The organism is Vagococcus allomyrinae (assembly GCF_017829975.1).
Taxonomy (GTDB): Bacteria; Bacillota; Bacilli; order Lactobacillales; family Vagococcaceae; genus Vagococcus_D; species Vagococcus_D allomyrinae.
In genome coordinates this window covers 1-18,452 of record NZ_JAEEGA010000022.1, presented here as the reverse complement: position 1 = coordinate 18,452, position 18,452 = coordinate 1, and the positions used below count along the sequence as shown (strand labels likewise).

The 18,452-nt window shown below is 40.6% G+C and carries 16 protein-coding genes, 1 tRNA gene, 1 riboswitch and 1 other annotated feature; of the genes, 1 reads left to right on the top strand and 16 read right to left on the bottom strand.

Annotation, left to right across the window (positions count from 1 at the left end):
* Nucleotides 1–41: 41 nt before the first annotated feature.
* The 10 genes from ahpC to I6N95_RS23945 all read right to left on the bottom strand — a co-directional run bounded on the left by ahpC (nucleotide 42) and on the right by I6N95_RS23945 (nucleotide 12,759).
* Nucleotides 42–608: an alkyl hydroperoxide reductase subunit C gene (gene ahpC, locus I6N95_RS23990; protein ID WP_209532224.1), complete on the bottom strand. Its 567-nt coding sequence runs from the start codon at nucleotides 606–608 to the stop codon at nucleotides 42–44.
* 288 nt (nucleotides 609–896) lie between these two features.
* Nucleotides 897–1,547 carry a YecA family protein gene (locus tag I6N95_RS23985; protein WP_209532222.1) on the bottom strand — a complete coding sequence of 217 codons (651 nt, stop codon included), beginning with the start codon at nucleotides 1,545–1,547 and terminating at the stop codon, nucleotides 897–899.
* Nucleotides 1,548–2,014: 467 nt separating this feature from the next.
* Nucleotides 2,015–3,325 (bottom strand): alpha-glucosidase/alpha-galactosidase, encoded by a 1,311-nt coding sequence (melA, locus tag I6N95_RS23980; protein ID WP_209532221.1) that lies wholly within the window; start codon nucleotides 3,323–3,325, stop codon nucleotides 2,015–2,017.
* Nucleotides 3,326–3,434: 109 nt separating this feature from the next.
* Nucleotides 3,435–4,247: an AraC family transcriptional regulator gene (locus tag I6N95_RS23975; protein ID WP_209532219.1), complete on the bottom strand. Its 813-nt coding sequence runs from the start codon at nucleotides 4,245–4,247 to the stop codon at nucleotides 3,435–3,437.
* 125 nt (nucleotides 4,248–4,372) lie between these two features.
* Nucleotides 4,373–5,512 carry a hypothetical protein gene (locus I6N95_RS23970; RefSeq protein ID WP_209532217.1) on the bottom strand — a complete coding sequence of 380 codons (1,140 nt, stop codon included), beginning with the start codon at nucleotides 5,510–5,512 and terminating at the stop codon, nucleotides 4,373–4,375.
* A gap of 257 nt (nucleotides 5,513–5,769) precedes the next feature.
* Entirely contained in the window at nucleotides 5,770–7,620 is a 1,851-nt protein-coding gene (locus I6N95_RS23965; RefSeq protein ID WP_209532215.1) for a bifunctional homocysteine S-methyltransferase/methylenetetrahydrofolate reductase, read from the bottom strand.
* 21 nt (nucleotides 7,621–7,641) lie between these two features.
* Nucleotides 7,642–9,924: a 5-methyltetrahydropteroyltriglutamate--homocysteine S-methyltransferase gene (gene metE / locus I6N95_RS23960; protein ID WP_209532208.1), complete on the bottom strand. Its 2,283-nt coding sequence runs from the start codon at nucleotides 9,922–9,924 to the stop codon at nucleotides 7,642–7,644.
* A 116-nt stretch (nucleotides 9,925–10,040) separates the two neighbouring features.
* Nucleotides 10,041–10,306: a binding site (T-box leader), on the bottom strand.
* Nucleotides 10,307–10,523: 217 nt separating this feature from the next.
* Nucleotides 10,524–10,607, bottom strand: a tRNA-Leu gene (locus I6N95_RS23955).
* A 143-nt stretch (nucleotides 10,608–10,750) separates the two neighbouring features.
* Nucleotides 10,751–11,845, bottom strand: a complete 1,095-nt coding sequence (locus tag I6N95_RS23950) for an ABC transporter permease (protein WP_209532206.1) — start codon at nucleotides 11,843–11,845, stop codon at nucleotides 10,751–10,753.
* Entirely contained in the window at nucleotides 11,845–12,759 is a 915-nt protein-coding gene (locus tag I6N95_RS23945) for an ABC transporter ATP-binding protein (protein WP_209532204.1), read from the bottom strand. The genes I6N95_RS23950 and I6N95_RS23945 overlap by 1 nt, the downstream gene beginning before the upstream one ends.
* A 241-nt stretch (nucleotides 12,760–13,000) precedes the next feature.
* On the opposite strand from I6N95_RS23945, the gene I6N95_RS23940 reads away from it, so the two are divergent.
* Complete coding sequence (locus I6N95_RS23940; protein WP_209532202.1) at nucleotides 13,001–13,984, top strand: NAD(P)H-quinone oxidoreductase; 984 nt, start codon at nucleotides 13,001–13,003, stop codon at nucleotides 13,982–13,984.
* 65 nt (nucleotides 13,985–14,049) lie between these two features.
* Here the strand turns inward: I6N95_RS23940 and I6N95_RS23935 are convergent, their stop codons facing one another.
* The 6 genes from I6N95_RS23935 to thiM form a co-directional block, all read right to left on the bottom strand.
* Nucleotides 14,050–14,490, bottom strand: coding sequence for an EVE domain-containing protein (locus I6N95_RS23935; protein ID WP_209532200.1), 441 nt, complete (start codon nucleotides 14,488–14,490; stop codon nucleotides 14,050–14,052).
* 1 nt (nucleotide 14,491) lies between these two features.
* A complete protein-coding gene (locus tag I6N95_RS23930) occupies nucleotides 14,492–14,956 on the bottom strand; it encodes a MarR family winged helix-turn-helix transcriptional regulator (protein ID WP_209532198.1) in 465 nt (154 codons plus the stop codon).
* Nucleotides 14,946–15,359, bottom strand: a complete 414-nt coding sequence (locus tag I6N95_RS23925; RefSeq protein WP_209532196.1) for an SRPBCC family protein — start codon at nucleotides 15,357–15,359, stop codon at nucleotides 14,946–14,948. Before I6N95_RS23925 ends, I6N95_RS23930 begins: the two co-directional genes overlap by 11 nt.
* 294 nt (nucleotides 15,360–15,653) lie before the next feature.
* Nucleotides 15,654–16,310, bottom strand: coding sequence for a thiamine phosphate synthase (gene thiE, locus I6N95_RS23920; RefSeq protein ID WP_209532194.1), 657 nt, complete (start codon nucleotides 16,308–16,310; stop codon nucleotides 15,654–15,656).
* A complete protein-coding gene (gene thiD, locus I6N95_RS23915) occupies nucleotides 16,294–17,118 on the bottom strand; it encodes a bifunctional hydroxymethylpyrimidine kinase/phosphomethylpyrimidine kinase (RefSeq protein ID WP_209532192.1) in 825 nt (274 codons plus the stop codon). Before thiD ends, thiE begins: the two co-directional genes overlap by 17 nt.
* Nucleotides 17,118–17,912, bottom strand: a complete 795-nt coding sequence (thiM, locus tag I6N95_RS23910) for a hydroxyethylthiazole kinase (RefSeq protein ID WP_209532190.1) — start codon at nucleotides 17,910–17,912, stop codon at nucleotides 17,118–17,120. The genes thiD and thiM overlap by 1 nt, the downstream gene beginning before the upstream one ends.
* 163 nt (nucleotides 17,913–18,075) lie before the next feature.
* A riboswitch (TPP riboswitch) is annotated at nucleotides 18,076–18,200 on the bottom strand.
* Nucleotides 18,201–18,452: the final 252 nt, after the last annotated feature.

Here is an 18,452-nt window from a genome sequence, read left to right as displayed (position 1 = left end):
GCCATGATTTCTCAGGTAGAGCCTTCAGTATAATGACTAGACTAGATTTTGCCTACTAAATCTAAACTCGGCGCAATGGTGTCTTCACCTGGTTTCCAATTTGCTGGGCAAACTTGATCACCATGCTCTTCAACAAAGACAGCTGCTTCTAATTTTCTCACAAGTTCTTCCGCATTACGGCCAATGCCCATATCGTGGATTTCATAAGCTTTGATTTCGCCGCGAGGATTAACGATAAATGATCCACGGAAAGCCTGACCTGCTTCTTCATCCATAACACCAAAGAAACGAGATATTTTGCCATTTGGATCAGCGAGCATCGTATACTCAAGGCGTCCAATAGTATCTGTTGCGTCAGCCCAAGCTTTGTGAACAAAGTGACTATCTGTCGACACTGAATAGACTTCACAATCTGCTGCTTGGATCTCTTTATAATGATCTTGTACGTCCCCTAGTTCTGTTGGACATACAAAAGAAAAATCTGCTGGATAGAAAAAGAAAATACTCCATTTGCCTAATACATCTTCAGTGGTCACTTTAAGAAATTCACCTTGACGGTATGCATCTGTTTCGAAATCAAATAATTGTTTGTTAATTAAGTTACTCATTATTCACATTCTCCTTTTCACTAGTTAATATTTTTTATTACATTATTATAATAACAAACAATAACTTGTCTGTCAAAAGAAATTTGATTGCCAAATCCAATACTAAAAATCAGCCTAAATCCGCTATTAACCATGATATCCATGAGACATTCACAAGCAAAAAGTTTGCTACTCGAGTTCCATACTTTCAAATTAACCCACACTACCAATGAGAAATCATACATCTAATTGAGAATGGAAAAATAAGAAAAAAACTGAACTAAAGACCATTCAGTTTTTTCTTTATTCTTATTTTCCGTGACATTTTTTAAATTTCTTGCCACTGCCACAAGGACATTGTTCATTACGTCCAATTTTACTCTTAATATCAATCACTTCAGTCTGCTCCTCTGCCGGTGTAACTTCGACAACTGGTTCTTTGACTTCATTAACTTTATTCCCCATAGCAAAACGATTAAATTGAGCAATTTCGCTTTGTGAATAGTTTGTAGAAAGCTCTTTTTTAGTCGCCTTTTGTGTAGTCCCTTGTGATTTCTCACCCTTTAATGGATGCTCAGTTTGCTCTGAGTCAAAGGATAATTTAGCTAATTTACGTAAAAGTGTGTCAGCATTCCCAATCTTTTTGTCTTCTTTTAAAAAAGTAAAATAGTGAGATAAAATACTAGAAATATCAGAGGCAACTTCTGGGTATTCACTTACTTCTCTAGGAAAGACGTTAACCAAGATGTTTTCTAAGGTTGCCGCTGTCCATTCACGCCCAGCACGCAACTCTTCCTTATACATCCATTCTGATAATGCCATCGTTACAACACCACTATGCCCTTGGGCAGAAGTGCTTAACTCCTTAAATTGTGTACTTTCTTTAAATGCAGCAAACCACTCATTGGCTTGGCTGATGACATTTTCCATTTTCTTTTCAGAAAAATCTTTGTGAGCCATAAAACACCCTCCATAATTTAATTATGTTCCTAGATGAACCTTTATAATTATAGCGGATTTTGAGCATAGTTTCAAATTATTTTCAGTAAACGCCTCTCCTCATCTAAAAATCAATCATTTCAGCAGATACTCCACGCAACTACTAAGCAAAGCTGAATGCGGTGTTGCCGTTGTTCTTATTGCTTTACTTCGTTGTCCCTTTCTCTCTAACAAATAAATTTGTAAGAATAATGACTCTGCGTTCCGATCTCATCAATTGCTATACGCTGAAGCGTCGAGCATTGAAGGTCGAAGAGCTCTTAGAATTGCTTGAGATCGAGGCTTAGCGCAGTGCTGCCTCAGAAAGCTTAATCCAAACTACGATATAGAAAGTTTTATACTTGCCTCTATAGCAAAAAAAAGAGAGCAAAATTACACTCTCTTTTAAGCCTTATCAACTTTTAACTCACTTTTTGATCTGCCTACTCTTAATGGTAGCTTGGCAAATAATCACCATGAGCTTCGATCAACTCGTCCACCAACTGATGAATATCTTCGAGGGATAATTCTGAACTAGTGTGAGGGTCCATCATGGCGGCTTGGTAAATTTTATCTTTTTCCAAAGTCATGGCCGCTTCAACTGTCAATTCCTGAACGTTGATATTCGTCCGATTAAGGGCTGCTAACTGGGTAGGCAATGAGCCGACCACCGTTGGTTGAATCCCATTTTTATCGACTAAACAAGGAACTTCCACACATGCTTCCGCAGGTAAATTCGTAATTAAGCCGGTATTCATCACATTTCCAGCAATCACCGTGGGAACATTGGTCACAATAGCGTCCATGATATAAGAAGCGTACTCCTTACTTCTTTCATGAGTCAAATCGCCATTATGAACGATGTCGTCCCGTTGTTTTTCCCAGTTTGCAATTTGCTCCTCACATCGACGAATGTATTCATCTAAAGGAATTCCTAAATCTTCAATTAATTCCGGATATTTATCTTTTATGAAATAAGGATGGTACTCCGCATTATGCTCGCTTGACTCAGTAATATAATAACCAAAGTGTTTCATTAACTCAAATCGAACCGAATCTTGATGAGGGTTGGCTTTTTCTGCCGCTAATCGACGAATTTCCGGATAAAAATCTTCCCCATTGTGGGTGATCTCCAATAACCAAGCCATGTGGTTAATACCGGCAATTGACCACTTAAATTCCGACAGATCGTATTTATCAGCAATTCCCAAATTCTCAAATAAGTCTGGCACACAAACTTGAACACTGTGACACAAGCCCACTGTTTTAATCTTCGTGCCCTTTAGCATTCCCATCGTTAAAATCGCCATTGGGTTGGTATAGTTTAACAACCAAGCGTCTGGGCAAACTTCTTCCATTTCTTTAGCCATAGCAAACATGACCGGCAATGTCCTTAACCCTCTAAAAATCCCCCCAATTCCCAGTGTATCTGCGATGGTTTGACGAAGGCCATATTTCTTTGGAATCTCAAAATCAATGACTGTGCTCGGTTTGTACCCGCCAACCTGAATTGCATTAATCACGAAATCCGCTCCTCTTAAAGCTTCGATACGGCTATCGTAAGAACGAATATTTGCCAGATTGTTATTACAATTTTGATTAATCGTCTTTAACATAATTTCAGACTCATTTAAACGCTTTTCATCAATGTCATAGAGCGCAATGTCCGCCCGATGTAAACTCGGCGTTAGCATGGCATCTCCTAACACATTTTTAGCAAAAACTGTACTACCAGCACCGATAAACGCGATTTTAACCATCAAAAATTCCTCCTTGTGTTACCTGAAGTAACAAATATGTTTGTTCCTTTATCATAAAGAAATAAGCACAAGAAGAACATAACCTAATTTATCCTAAAGCAAACAATATTTAAGATTGATGAAAACTTGGGGCTAGGCCGTACATCTTTTTATAAGCTCGACTAAAACTCAAGGGACTTTCATACCCCACTGCTATCGCAACTTCGTTAACTCGCATATCTGTTTTTTTTAACAAATAATGAGCTTTCTCTAAGCGATAATCTGATAATAACTGACTGGGATTTTTTCCCAGTTCCTTCTTTGTCAAACTAGTTAAATAGGGAGCCGTCAAATTCAGCGTGCGAGCTAGCTCCTGAATAGAATAATCTGTTCGACCAAAATTATTGTGAATGGCGTTAAGTAGTTTCTCAATATGAACATTCCGTCGATTAATAGTTTGGTAAGTCGAATTGCCTTCCACTTGGAATTCGCCAAATATGGCTTGACTTAGTCCTTGGATATAGAAAGAATTGGTGTCAATCGTCACACTGGCATCTAAGGCCTCAGTGATCCAACTCGTCAACTTTCCCTGATCCTTAACCGTTCCCACTCGATTATAGTCTAACAGGCCTAATAAGCTCAACAGGTCCTCCGTCTGTCCCCCGTTAAATCCTAACCAAAAATACTCCCATGGCTCCACTTCGTCAGCTCGGTAAAAGGTCACCTCACCTGGTTTTATTAAAAAAAATTGACCTGCTCCCAACTCATAGCGAACACCTGATTTTTCGAAAAAACCTTGCCCTTTTATGACATAATGAATAACAAAATGCTCCCTAACATGAGGCCCAAATTGATGACCAGGTAAACAATATTCATGGCCTAAATTAAAAATATGAAACGACTCTATTAGAGGTGGATCGAAATAGTAATCAACGCGTGTCATCTTTTCCTCCTTATATCAGCTAATACCCCTAGTTTACCTTAAATTAACGGCTAATAATAGACTATCTTTACATAAAAAAACTCATTAAACCTATCGAAAATCGATAGATTTAATGAGTTACTGACTTACTTGATAGCTGCTTCCAACTCTTTATATTGGGCCTCTGTTAAGATTATTTTAGCCTGATCTAATAATTCTGTTTTTTCATCATCGCTTAACTCATCTTTGACCTTTTTGTAAGAGTCCAAGATTGTTTTAAACTCTTCATCACTCAGTTGAACTGACGCTTCTGGCGTCATCAACTCACTCATTTCATCTTCCGAAATAATGTCGCCTTTGGCTGGCATTTTAACTGTCGCTTTCTCTGACTTACTGCTCATCACCATGTCGAGTGTGATCGATTTCAAACCAGCTGTTCCCTCTTTTAGTGAAACTAAGGCACGTATCTTGGTCCCATTGGTTTTAGTATTGGCTTTAACTGTCAGCGATAAATCTTTGAGTTCTTTTAAAAGTTCGTCAAAATCCACATCCTCATCAGTTACATATGAAGCAAACTTTTTATCTGATTTGGCTGTTTTTTGAGACAAGTTTACGATATCACTCAGCTCTTTTTTAGTAAATGTATGAGAAATCACATCGTCTTTCTTGGTAAAACTCGTTTTATCCAATCCTTTAATATAGGCGGCAACTTCTTTCTGGTAAGCCTTAGAAAACTCTTGAGCATTTTTCATCTCTTTCACATCGGCATCCGTTTTCGTTTTAGCTGTTGCCTGTTGCAAGCCCATAACATCAATGTACTTTCCTTTTAGTTGATCCAATCCTGGAATTGAGGGAACGTTAGTCCCACCAAAAGCTTGAGCTAATTCCATGACTGAAGACATCACATCAGTTGACATGTACATCTTAGGTTTGTCTCCGATTGACCCAATCATCTCCATGGGAATTTCAGTCCCCATAGCATTTATTTTCATGTTAAGACTGAAGTTTTCAGGGGTTTTGGAATCCGTTTGATAATCAGCTGTTAATTTCATCCCTTTAACTGACGACATCACCATTCCCATCATCGCATTATTCGCTGCATCATCTGTAGTCCCTTGAGCCAGTTCCAAATCCGCAATACTCATTTCTAGTGTCCCTGCATTATTTTTAGTATTGCTAACTTTTTCCATCTGTTCAAGAAACTGGCTTTGAGGTGTTGAGCCACAAGCGGCCAATGTCAAAACTGTTCCAACCATCGCTATTAAAACGCCTAATTTCTTTTTCACTGTCTTCCTCCATCTGAATAATCGTAACTATTCTTTATTAATTGATACTACAAAAATAGCATAGTAAACAGACGGAAGTCAATCCGTCTTCAATACTAAACGAATGTTTTGCGAAAAACAATTAAATTTCACAACGTTTTCAACCTTGAATTGACAGCCTTCTTTCGCAATTTCGCCTATTTCTAAAAAAAAGGTTAATATTTTAAGCAAAAAAAAGAAAACCAACCAACTGGTCAATTTCCTTTCACTACAATGTCTTATTGTGCTTGTTGTTGTTGCTTGTTTTTTTCTTTAACATACGCCGTCAGTTCTGCCGTTAATTCATATTTCATAAAAGGGGTCATCAGATAAATACCGGTAAACTCTCGACAAATACGATCAATTAGCTCTTTGGCTATTTCGATTCCAACTTCCGCTTCGTTTCCGCGTATTTCAGCTTCTTTCATTCGCCGACGTGTCTCATCAGTCAAAACAATCCCTGGTACTTCGTTGTGCAAAAATTCTGCATTGCGGCTTGATACTAGCGGAATCACGCCAATAAAAACTGGAATGCTAATCTCTGACGCTTTCATGACTTCTTTTAGCGTCTCAACTTTGTCGCCATCAAAGATTGGCTGTGTGATAAAAAAATCTGCCCCAGCTTGTTGTTTCTTTTTTAGTAACCTGCCTGCCCGTTCTAATCGGGGAATGTTCAAATTAAGGGCAGATCCTACCTGAAAGTCAGCCTTTTCACCCATGTTTTTCCCTGTATAAGACATCCCCTCATTAAATTTTTTAAACAATTTAATCAGTTCAAAAGAATTGATATCGTATACCGAAGAAGCACCAGGAAAATCACCGACTTTAGCTGGATCTCCTGTTACGGCTAAAACATCGTGAATGCCTAGCTTATGAAGCCCCATAATTTGCGAGTTCAATCCAATCAAATTATGATCGCGGGTGGTCAAATGAACCAATGGCTGCAAGTCATATTCATATTTCAATATCGCAGCTAATGCTAAATTGCTAACTCGAGCACTCGCCAAAGAATTATCTGAAAGGGTAATTGCATCTACCCCCACTTCTTTTAAACGCTCTGCTCCTTTAAAAAAAGAGGTTGTATCCAAGGTGCGTGGTGGTGCTAATTCCACGATAACTGTGTAATTTTTCTGCAACTTATCAATTAATCTAGGATGTTGTCGTTGACTGTTTCTTTTAAGAGCCACCTCCGCTAAAGGGATAACGTTCTTATTGTTGATTAACTGAATGTCTTTTAAGCCTTTGCGGTATGCTGCAATGTGTTCGGGAGTCGTTCCACAACAGCCGCCAATCACCCCTATCCCTTCTTGCCTAAAGAGTTCACCAAAACCTTTGAAATAATCTGCTGCATTCTCATAGACTATTTTTCCATCTTCCAACGCTGGAAAACTCGCATTGGGAAACGCACTTAAGACCACCTTATCAAGTATGGGAACCGATTGAAAACTTTTAGCCACAAAATGAGGGCCCAAATGACAATTAATGCCGACAACATCCGCACCTAGATCGGCCAACTCACCTAAGGCCGATGCCAGACTCTGACCGTTTTGTAAATACCCGACTTCATGTAAGGTAACATTCGTCATGATCGGCAAGTCCGTGGCTTCTCTCGCGATGGCCAATACAGTTTTTAATTCTTCCAAATCATAATAAGTTTCCAATAGCAAACCGTCAACTTGAGCCAGCAACAAACTGTAAAGTTGTTCCTTAAAGCCGCGAACGATATCTGTCATTGAAGGTTCGTTGATCTTGGCATCAATCGCCCCACGAATGCCGCCAATGGTTCCAATGACATATGTTTCACTGCCTTCAGCTGCTTGTCGAGCAATCGCTACCGCCGCCGCATTTATCCTTTGAACCTGCTCCTCCAGGCCATAACGGGCTAACTTTAAATAGTTAGCTCCGTATGTATTCGTTTGAATTATATCAGCGCCTGCTTCGATATAGGCTTGGTGAATTGCCAGAATTGCCTCAGGATGAGATAAATTTAATTCTTCTTGAGATCGGTCAATGCCATATTGGTAAAGCATGGTGCCCATAGCTCCGTCTGCTATTAATAGTTTAGTGCCTAATACGTCTTTTAGTCCCATTGTGGGTCACCTGCTTTCCCTTTATTTGTTTTGGTATTCTTGACGAATAATCTTGGTTGCTTCAACAAGTTTGGCTAATGCAGCAATTGTTTCGGCTTCTTTTCGTGTTTTTAACCCGCAATCTGGATTAATCCAAAACTGTTCCACTGGAATAACCTTTAGCGGTCGGCGAATATTGCCTAGTATCTCTTCTAAGCTTGGGACTCGTGGGCTATGAATGTCGTAAACACCTAAGCCAATTTCCTTATTATAGGTATGTTCTTCAAACGTGGAAATAATTTCACCGTGACTGCGTGAAGCCTCAATTGAGATAACATCTGCGTCTAAAGCATCAATCGTCTCGATCACATCATCAAATTCGGCATAACACATATGAGTGTGAATTTGTGTGTCGTCGGCTACTGAGGTTGTCGTTAATTTAAAGGAATAGACCGCAGCCTCTAAATAGGCTTGCCAACGAGACCGTTTTAAAGGGAGTCCTTCGCGTAAAGCAGGCTCATCTACCTGAATAATTTTAATTCCGGCTGCTTCAAGAGCTTCTACTTCTTTTCTTAAGGCCAAACCGATTTGATTCCCCACCGTCGTTTTTGGAACATCGTCTCGGACAAATGACCAGTTAATAATCGTCACTGGCGCCGTTAGCATCCCCTTAACTGGTCGCGTGGTCAACGATTGAGCGTAAACACTTTCTTTAACGGTAATCGGCTCAATAAAGGCGACATCGCCGTAAACTAGGGGTGGACGAACTGCCCGAGAGCCATAAGACTGAACCCAACCGAATTTAGTCGCCTGAAAACCAGCCAATTTTTGCCCAAAGTACTCCACCATGTCCGTGCGTTCAAACTCACCATGAACCAGCACATCGATGTCTAATTCCTCTTGAATCTCAATCCAACGAGCTGTTTCACTTTCAATAAACTGATCATAAGCAGCTTGAGTCAAGTCACCTTTTAACCATGCCGCTCGCTTTTGACGAACTTCTGGTGATTGAGGAAAGCTACCAATAGTCGTCGTTGGCAATAAAGGCAACTTCAGCCAAGCTTTCTGCGCTTTGATTCGTTCAGAAAACGGCGCCTGACGCTCATTTTTTAAAGCAGATAAACCGGCGATGGCTTTTTTAACTTCAGGATTATTTCGGTCTGGCGACTCATTTAGGGCTGTTATCCCGGCTTGATTAGCAGCTAACTCTTCAACAATCGTTGCCTCCCCTTGATTTCCTCCTTTGGTGACCGTTACTAGCTCAGCTAATTTCTCATCAGCAAAAGCCAAACCACCTAAAAGAACGGGATTTAATGTTACTTCGCTGGACTTAGTAATCGGTACATGCAGCAAACTATTCGATGGTTGTAACCACAACTGCTCTGGTTTAACAATTGCTAACAAGTCTTTTACAAGAGCGACTTTTTTAGTCAAATCACTGGCCCAGACATTGCGACCATCGATGATTCCCGCAGCTAAAATCTTGTTTGATGGAAAACCAATCTCTTTTAATTGTGACAATGTTTCCCCATGATCATGAATAAAATCTAATCCGATGGCCTCTACTGGCAAAGCTAACACTGCTTCTAAATGGTCGACACTTTCAAAATAAGTTTGCAGTTCGAGTTTAACACCGACTTTGGCCAATTGTGCGTAAACTTCGCGGTAATAGTCCAGCTCTGTTTCGCTTACTTCAGTAGCCAAATAAGGCTCATCAATTTGAACCCACTGAACGCCGGCTGCACCCAACTCCTTTAGCACTTGTTCATAGACAGGTACGAACTTGCCCAATAGATCGCTAAAGTCCTCTTCCTGATAACCTTTCCCTAATTTTAAGTAGGTGATAGGCCCAACAATCACCGGCTTCCCTTCAATTCCTAAAGCTTCTTTAGCTTCCAAATAATAAGTTAACCAGCGATTGTCTTTCAATTCTGGCTTAACATCAGCAAGCTCAGGAACAATATAGTGATAATTCGTATTAAACCATTTTGTCATTTCAGAGGCGACTCCCTCTTTGTTGCCACGGGCAATATCGAAATAAGTGGTCAGAGTATTACCATCCCCGGTTTGAAAGCGTTCTGGAATCACATTAAACGCTACACTCGTATCCAAGATGTGATCATACAGTGAAAAATCAGCTACTGGAATAATGTCAATTCCTTTAAGTTGTTGCTTTTTGAGAGCTTCCAAGCGTAATGCTTTGGTAGTTGATAATAACTCTTCCTGAGATCCTTGGCCACTCCAATAGCGTTCTAAGGCACGCTTCCATTCTCTTTTCTCACCTAAACGCGGGTAACCTAAATTCGAACTTTTAATTGCTGTCATGTTTTCTCATCCTCTTCATTTTTTAGTTGATGACACTTTATCTCTACGCTGTATTTTCCCATAAGTTAAAATACAAAAAAACTCCCAACCTTGAATAAATGCCCTAACTGCACTTATTCAAGGACGGGAGTTCGATAAACAAACTAACGCGGTACCACCTTGTTCGCAAAACCATCACTGACTTCGCCTCTCCAAGTACTTGCTCCAATGAGGACCGCATACTCTGACGCTATAATGGGCGTTCCCATTCTGAGTTTACACAGACTGCTCACTCAAACAACTCAGAGACCATTTTCCATTGTGTTTTCGTTATCCCTTTTCAGCTAACGGGACTCTCTGTAAAACTGCCACAGCAATGTACTTTTCTCTTCAACGTTTTCTCATTTAATTTTAATCTTAATTTAACTTATTTACCATATTATCAGAATCCAAATCACTTGTCAACTATTTTAAAATAGTTGTTTCGGCTATAGATAAAACAGATAACGAACCATCTAATTCAACGATAATGACGCAGACAACGGCCACTTATGCGGCTCTGACAGTAAACAAAAAAGCCTGTAGCAGGTTTCACTACAAGCTCTTTTGTTTGTACTTTATGCGGTTGATGAGATTTGAACTCACACGAGGGATTCCCTCGCTACCCCCTCAAGGTAGTGCGTCTGCCGTTCCGCCACAACCGCTAATGGTAACCGATTTAACCGCTACCTGATTAATTATAATAGTCGGGCATAGGTTTGTCAATTAGAGATTAAGTCAATTCTACCCAAACTAGAGGATAGGCGCAGCCTCTCTGCTCCTATCCTCTATCAGAACCTTTAAGTCACTATGACAAGGCAACATCTCGCTTATTAAAGATCAACAAAGTCGTCGTTTGGATTAAAATAATATACACGATAATCCCCAGAACTGTCGCTGGAATACTTAGATTCCCACCAGCCAGATAATTAACATCTAGCACTTGATTGTTTAACCCCAATAAATTGAAAATGAGCCATTTTAACCAATCGTACTTCTCGATAATGCTCGGTAAAATTTGTCCTAAAATACTGCCTGAGAATAAGACGCCCATTCCCACACCAACGGCCAATGCCTGGGAACGAATAACCGCTGAAAAGAAAAAGGCAATCGTGATATAAAGCAACATCAATAAAAAATTACTAGCAAAAAGCTGATAGGCAAGTGTTAGTGCGGTTTTCGTCCCTGTAGCCGAAGACAGAGGCACTGTTAACGATTGACTCGGTAAGATAAAAGAAAAAACAAATGCCGAAATCGCCATTACTACTGAAGTTATCAGCCCATAAATAATCGTCACAATGTATTTTGACCACAGTATTTGCATACGACTATAAGGTCGTGTCAAAAGCAGTTTAATGGTACCTCCAGAAAACTCAGATGCAATGATCATGCTCGCAATAATAACGGCAAACAATGTTGGCAACACGTAAATTTGACCATAGCTACTAAAAAATCCCGCACTTGTTGTTCCATCAGCAGGATCTTGAGGCGTCTCACCTTTGTCTTGATAGGCTTGATAAAAGGCTAGCTCCTTTTCGGCTAACTTGATGGTCTGTTTATCGTATTTTTTTGGTTGAGATTTATAGGTTTCGATGTTACTTTTTAACAAAGTGATCGATTCATCTATGGTCAAGGAAACTTCCTTAACCTCCTCATAGTCAGCATCTTCCATACTCCAAAATTGTTCTTGGCTCATAAAAGTACCATCAGCCACTTGATACGCTGTCATGCCACCTTTAAATTCCGGCTGATCCTCTCTTTGATAATAGACCTGCATGCTCTCATTGCTTTTCAACATCATAAACGCCATAGCAAACATCGCAACTGCTAGAATAATCTGCATAATCCAACTGGCTTTTTTTCCAAATAATTTAAGCCATTCATTTTTTATTAAAACTCCCATTATAGTGACCCTCCTTCCGTTAGTTCAAAGAATCGCTCTTCCAATGAACCGGTTTTAGCAGTAACGGCAAAAATAGCTAGATCACGTGCCACTAATTCCTTAACCACTAACGGAACTTGAGCTTCGGTCATCAACACCTCTAAATGTTGGTCATCGGTAGCTACCGCTTCTACTTCCATCGCCGCCAATAGTCTGACTGCTTCGGCAGCCTTTGACACTTTAAGCAGATATTTAGCGTGAGCCTCATTCATCAGATCGCTCATAGTTTCAATGTGGGTCAACTCACCTTTTTCAATAATGGCAAAACGATCGGTAATCTGTTGAATTTCACTAAGTAAATGACTGGAAATTAAAACTGCCGTTCCTTGTGCTGAGACTTCACGAATAATATCACGAAACTCCGCCATTCCTTGAGGATCCAATCCGTTAGTCGGTTCATCTAAAATTAAGATAGCCGGCTGGTGAACCAATGCTTGGGCTAATCCCAGCCGTTGACGCATACCCAGGGAATAAGTTTTAACTTTTTGCTGGATGGCATCCGTTAATTTCACCCGCGCCACAATTTCTTTCATTCGTTCTTCCGAAATCGATTTTCGACTCATTCGTGTAAACTGTTGCAAATTTGCCCAACCTGACATATACATATAAAATTCAGGATTTTCGATAATCGCACCAACTTCGCTAATCGTCCCTTTAAAGTCAACGCTGACATCTATCCCATTAATTAAAACCGTTCCTGACGTCCGACTGATCAAACTGACTATCGCCCTGATGATCGTCGTTTTCCCCGCTCCATTAGGCCCAAGTAACCCAAAGACCTCTCCTTGATTTACTTCAAAATTAATGTTGCGAACAATGGATTTTTTCCCAACATTCTTTGATAGATTTTTTATTTGCAAAACTGATTTTCCCATAGACACCCTCCTACTTCCTACTTAAACTAAACCACAAAACACGATATTTCTTTGACATTTTTTAGTATACGTTAAAAATGTCTTAAATAAATCATACTTAAGACTTACTTGCGGAAATATTAAGAAATTGGGATTGCCTCTCTTGACCTGTCTCTCCCCATGGAATAACGTCTCTGGAAACCAATTGCCCCCCTTTTTTTCTTGGTTGTGATAGTATTAAAGAAAACGAAAGAAGGATTTTATGAGAGCTATTACGATCAAACAACCTGGAGGTCCGGAACAACTTGAACTAACTGAACTTCCTATTCCTGAACCTCAAAAACACGAACTACTGATTAAGGTTCATGCTACAGCTATTAACCGCACTGATATTATCAATCGCGAAACGCCTTTGGGCTATTTGCAATCCCCGATCTTAGGAGTCGAAGTAAGTGGGACGATCGTAGCTCTTGGTTCTGAAACATCGTACAAAGTTGGGGATTCTGTGATGGGGTTAGTCAACGGTGGGGCCTATGCTGAATATGTGATTATGCCAGCTGAACGAGCTATGTTAGTTCCAGAAAAATTGTCAATGGCAGAAGCTGCTGCGATTCCAGAGGTATTTTTAACCGCTTATCAAACCCTATTCTGGATTGGTCACCTAGCACCTAGCGAAACCGTCTTGATTCACGCAGGCGCTAGTGGTGTTGGAACTGCGGCAATTCAATTAGCCAAACAATTAACGCAAGCCAAGGTCTTAACAACTGCTGGTTCTGAAGATAAACTGACTGTTTGTCGTTCTTTAGGGGCAGATTTCACCTTCAATTACCACCATGGTGATTTTGCGAGACATATTTTGGAAGCCACCAACCAACAGGGTGTTAACTTGATTCTTGATTTTGTTGGTAGCTCTTACTGGCACCAAAACTTAGCAAGTATTGGAACTGACGGTCGCTGGGTTTTAATCGGAACGTTAGGCGGCAATGTTGTGTCAGCTATCAACTTATTTGATTTGATGGCCAAAAGAATCCAGTTAACAGGAACTTTATTGACACCTCGTAGTGACACCTATAAAGCTCAACTTACCAAAGAATTTAGCCATGTTGTTTTACCGCTGTTTAGCGACAATAAAGTCAAAGCGGTTATTGATTCCGTTTTTCCTTTTGAAGAGATTCAAGAAGCCCATCGCCACATGGAAGACAATAAGAACATTGGCAAAATCATCTTGCAAGTCAGTTCAAACTAAAAAATCAAGCTCTTAAAAGGGCCTGATTTTTAGTTTGAACTAACATCTCCACCGTACGCTACTCTTTAAACCCCTGCGTTGTCCTCAACCAGCCCCTCCTTCCTTCCCATGGACAAAACCAGCATGTCAAACAACTCCTCTGAAATCGCAAAATGCCCAAATCTAAGTTGAGATCGCTTGGCTTGCCATTCGGGATGGCCAGCCAAAGCTTTCAGGGGCAAGTCTTGTTCAATCTGATAGTAGTTAACATCTTTGCGAAATGGCATAAAACCAGGGCTCATCTCAACTTGATAAGCTTCTTCTGATTGAATTTGTCCAATGGCAGTAAAATGTTGATAAGGTTCGCTACCTTCTAGACTTAGTTTAGGGCTATAATAGATCAACCAATCCCCTGATTTCATTCGTTGAAGCGGCGCTTTTTTTCCGTGATTCAATTGACAAAATCCGCCTTTCACCCCTAGCTGAACATGTTTTTTGGAAGCGATGCCTATCCAATAATGCGTCATCTTAGTCACCTCCTTCTTCATGTGCCAGAATTAGTTGCCTCAGTTTTTGCTGAAATATGGTTTGATCTTTTCCTAGAACACCAAAGATCTTCTGATCAATCCCTTCAACTATTGGTAATGCTTGATTCATGATAACAACACCTGTTTCAGTCAAAGTTAGCGATTTCGCCCTAGTATCTCTCGAGTGAGGCGTACGTCTAATCAAACTCTTTTTCTCCAATGTTCGCAACACTTGAGAAACCGTCATCACGTCCATTTCTGAAATTTTCGATACCATTACTTGTGTTACTTCTGTTTCATTCTGTTGTAGGTAACCTAATGAAGTCAGCACGATAAATTGGGGATGAGTTAAATCAATTTGATTTAACTCAGACTTAATTTGGTTATGCCAAATATTATAGACTTTAACAAATTGTAAACCAATCGCTCCATCTGCATTCTCTCGATTATGTGAATTAAACTCCATCCGATTCCACTACTTTCTTTAATAAAAACATCGTTTCTGGTACATCATTAAAAATCCCACTTAACATCGGCAACACCTCTTGATTATCTTGATCCAACGTCACCGAATGGCGAATCAATACCCCCTCAGGAATCTCTTGGATATAATGAGCAAAGCTCAGCTTGCCCATGGGTGTTTCCGTAAGATCGATAAATTCCTGATAAGGCACCACTGAGGTCAAGGTGAAAGACATGGGTGGCATCCCTGTTAACGTCATCTGTCCATTTGTGCCTGAAACAAATTCGCCCTCAAGAGAAATTGCCTCTAAATCCTTTTCCCAAACAGACCATTTCTCAATGTTTTCATAGTACTCCCAAACTTGATGACTTGTCGCAGCTACTTTTAATGCAAAACTCAATTCCATTCATAACGCCTCCTAAATAATAATTACACTTATTATAAGTTAACTTACAATAAAACGCAAGAAAAACCAACAAGGGCATCACTCATTGAGCCCTTATTGGTTTTATTAATTTACTCATTCATAGCTGTCCCTGATTGCAATCGGCCTGACAGTCTGATCTTTCATTAATCTGGACAGCCCTGTTCTCAACCTTTCCTCCAGAACATTTTCAGTTAACCATTGACAATTATCGCTCACAACCTGAGATTCCTCTGCCCCCCTAAACAGCTACTATCTCACCTAAAGGGACTCTGTTTAGCTCTTTCCTCCAAGTGCTAGAATCGTTCGGCTGATCCTCGGACTCATCGTAATGGCGGAGATCACCGCCACACCGTCCACGCCAGTGGCCTTTACTGCTGCGACATTGTCCACAGTGATCCCTCCAATCGCCACTTTAGGCAACTTTGGTCCCAACTGCACTGCCTCTTTCAATAGTTTCATCCCCACAACTGGTTGGGCATCAGCCTTGGATTGGGTCTTGAAAACGGGGCCAATGCCAACATAATCAAGTTCTGAAATGGTTAAAGCTTTTTTAAACTGATCTAAAGTATTGATCGATAAGCCAACATCGATCCCTAAAGGCTTGACCTCATTAAGGGTAGCAATAATTCCTCGATCTGATTGACCAACATGAACAGCATCGGCTTTCAGTTTAACCGCTAAAGCGACATCATCGTTGATGATAAAAGGAATACTAGCACGTCGACACAGTTCTTGACACTCTTTCGCTAATTCTTCAACATCCGCCCTCTTTTCCAATGCTCTTGGTCCTTTTTCTCTTAACTGAAAACAAGTAATCCCACCTTGGATCGCTTCAGATAAAAGAGTGACCAAATTTCCGTCAACCACGTCCTGAGTGCCACCAATCAAATAGACCTTCAGAGCTTCTTGCCAGTTAATTCTTTTCGTCATTTGCCCGCTCCTTCCTACCAAAAGCCCAGTGATTCGTCGGTCCTTGTCCATGGCCAATTTTTAGCTCATCTTTAATTGCAGCATCAATAAAGGCTTTACCAGTCCTAACAGCTTCCAAAACTGATTTCCCCTTAGCTAACTCCGCGGTAATACAAGCTGAATACGTACACCCTGTTCCATGAGTATGCTTTGTCTCATAGCGTGGGCCTGCTAACCAATAGCCGGTTCCATCATCAGTTAAGAGATAATCTTTTGCTTCTCTTTGGTTGGCGCCATGGCCTCCCTTGATTAAGACATTGCAACTCCCCATCTTTTGAATCTCATAGGCCGCAACTACCATGTCATCTTCCGACATAATGGTATGTTCTACCAGTTCTTCTGCTTCTGGTAGATTAGGGGTAATTAAGGTTGCCAGAGGCACTAAGGTCTCTTTCATCTCCTTCATCGCTTCAGCCGCCATTAAAGAAGCTCCTCCTTTGGCAATCATTACAGGATCCACTACTAACGGGATCAAAGGATATTTTTTCAGAAAATTCGCAACAGCAATCATATAAGTCTCGTCTACTAACATGCCCGTTTTAACTGCCCCTAAATCAAAATCAGCAAAAACGGCCTCAAGCTGTTCCTGAACTCCTTGCATAGGAATGGGGTAAATTCCATTTACACCTTTCGTATTTTGGGCAGTAATTGCTACAATCACAGAAGTACCAAAAACCTCTCGTTCCTGAAACGTTTTGATATCCGCTTGAATCCCTGCGCCGCCACCACTGTCTGAACCTGCTATTGTACACGCTTGAACTGTTCTCATTATATCTTCTCCTCACTAGCCTTGATTCGCTGTTGATCGCCCTCATTTAATAAGAATAACTGATCCATAAATTGTTCTTTAAAGCTCCCGGGAAAAGGTGATGCCATCGCCGCCTTTTCACCAGCTATTCCATAAGTAATATGAGCCGCCAACGTACTCTCAAAAAGGTCCTGATGGCTGGCAATAAAAGCGCCGCAAACGCCACTTAACAAACATCCCATTCCCGTTACACGGGTCATTAGCTGATGACCATTATCAACGCTGGCCAATCGTTTGCCATCGCTAATCCAGTCTCTTTCACCACTAATTGCCACAACTGATTGATTAGCCAAAGCAACTTCTTGAGCCATTTTCTTCATCGAATACTGACCGGTTCCACTATCAACACCATGAGCTTGCCAAGGTACTTTGGCTAATTGGGCAATCTCGCCAGCATTCCCTCTAATTAAACTTATCTTGAGTTCGGCCAGCAAGGTCTTAACAAGCTTTTGCCGATAGCGACTGACACCAACGCCAACTGGATCTAAAACAATCGGCACCCCTTTTTCATTAGCCGCATGGCCCGCGATTAACATCGCTTCAAAAATAGGTGTCGTAATTGTGCCAATATTTAAAACCAAACAACTTGCTAGGGAGGCGATAGGCCCTACTTCTTCCTTGGCATAAGCCATTATTGGCGACGCTCCAATTGCTAGCAAGCCATTGGCCACATGATTAGCCACTACTTGATTCGTCATATTATGAACCAAGGGGCTTTGTTGCTTCATTCTTCTTAGTTGTTCAAAACTTTTCATCAATCTCTTCCTCTACGGATTATTTTGAGTCATTCGCCTTGAAACGTGAACAATACGCCACACAAAAAAACACTTTCTCAGAATCAGAAAGTGGGTGTCATTACGCATTTTTAAGGCATCTATAAGCCCTAATCAGACAAATTTTTTCGTGTTTTAAATCAAAAAAATCTGTTAGCCACATTTCCTCCGCTGGTATTAACCAGATCAGGTCTAAGGGTCAGGATATATCCTATCTCAGCTCAGCAACCGTTCTTTAGAACCATCACATTCGCCCCCCTAGTGGTCGAACTATTCAATTAATCATACGATAGCATGTCACTTGCAAGAAGGCAAGTAAAAGATAGACTCGTTTATCTTCATGATAAGGTCAGCGCAACTAAGTCCCCTCTTTTATAGCTCCTTGGCAAATTAATCGACAATCGAGTCGAAGTCCGAACGCATTGATTCGCACCCCTCTCACACCACCGTACGTACGGTTCCGTATACGGCGGTTCAACTCATATTGCAGTATGTACTTTTAGATAGTAATCTAAAACAAAG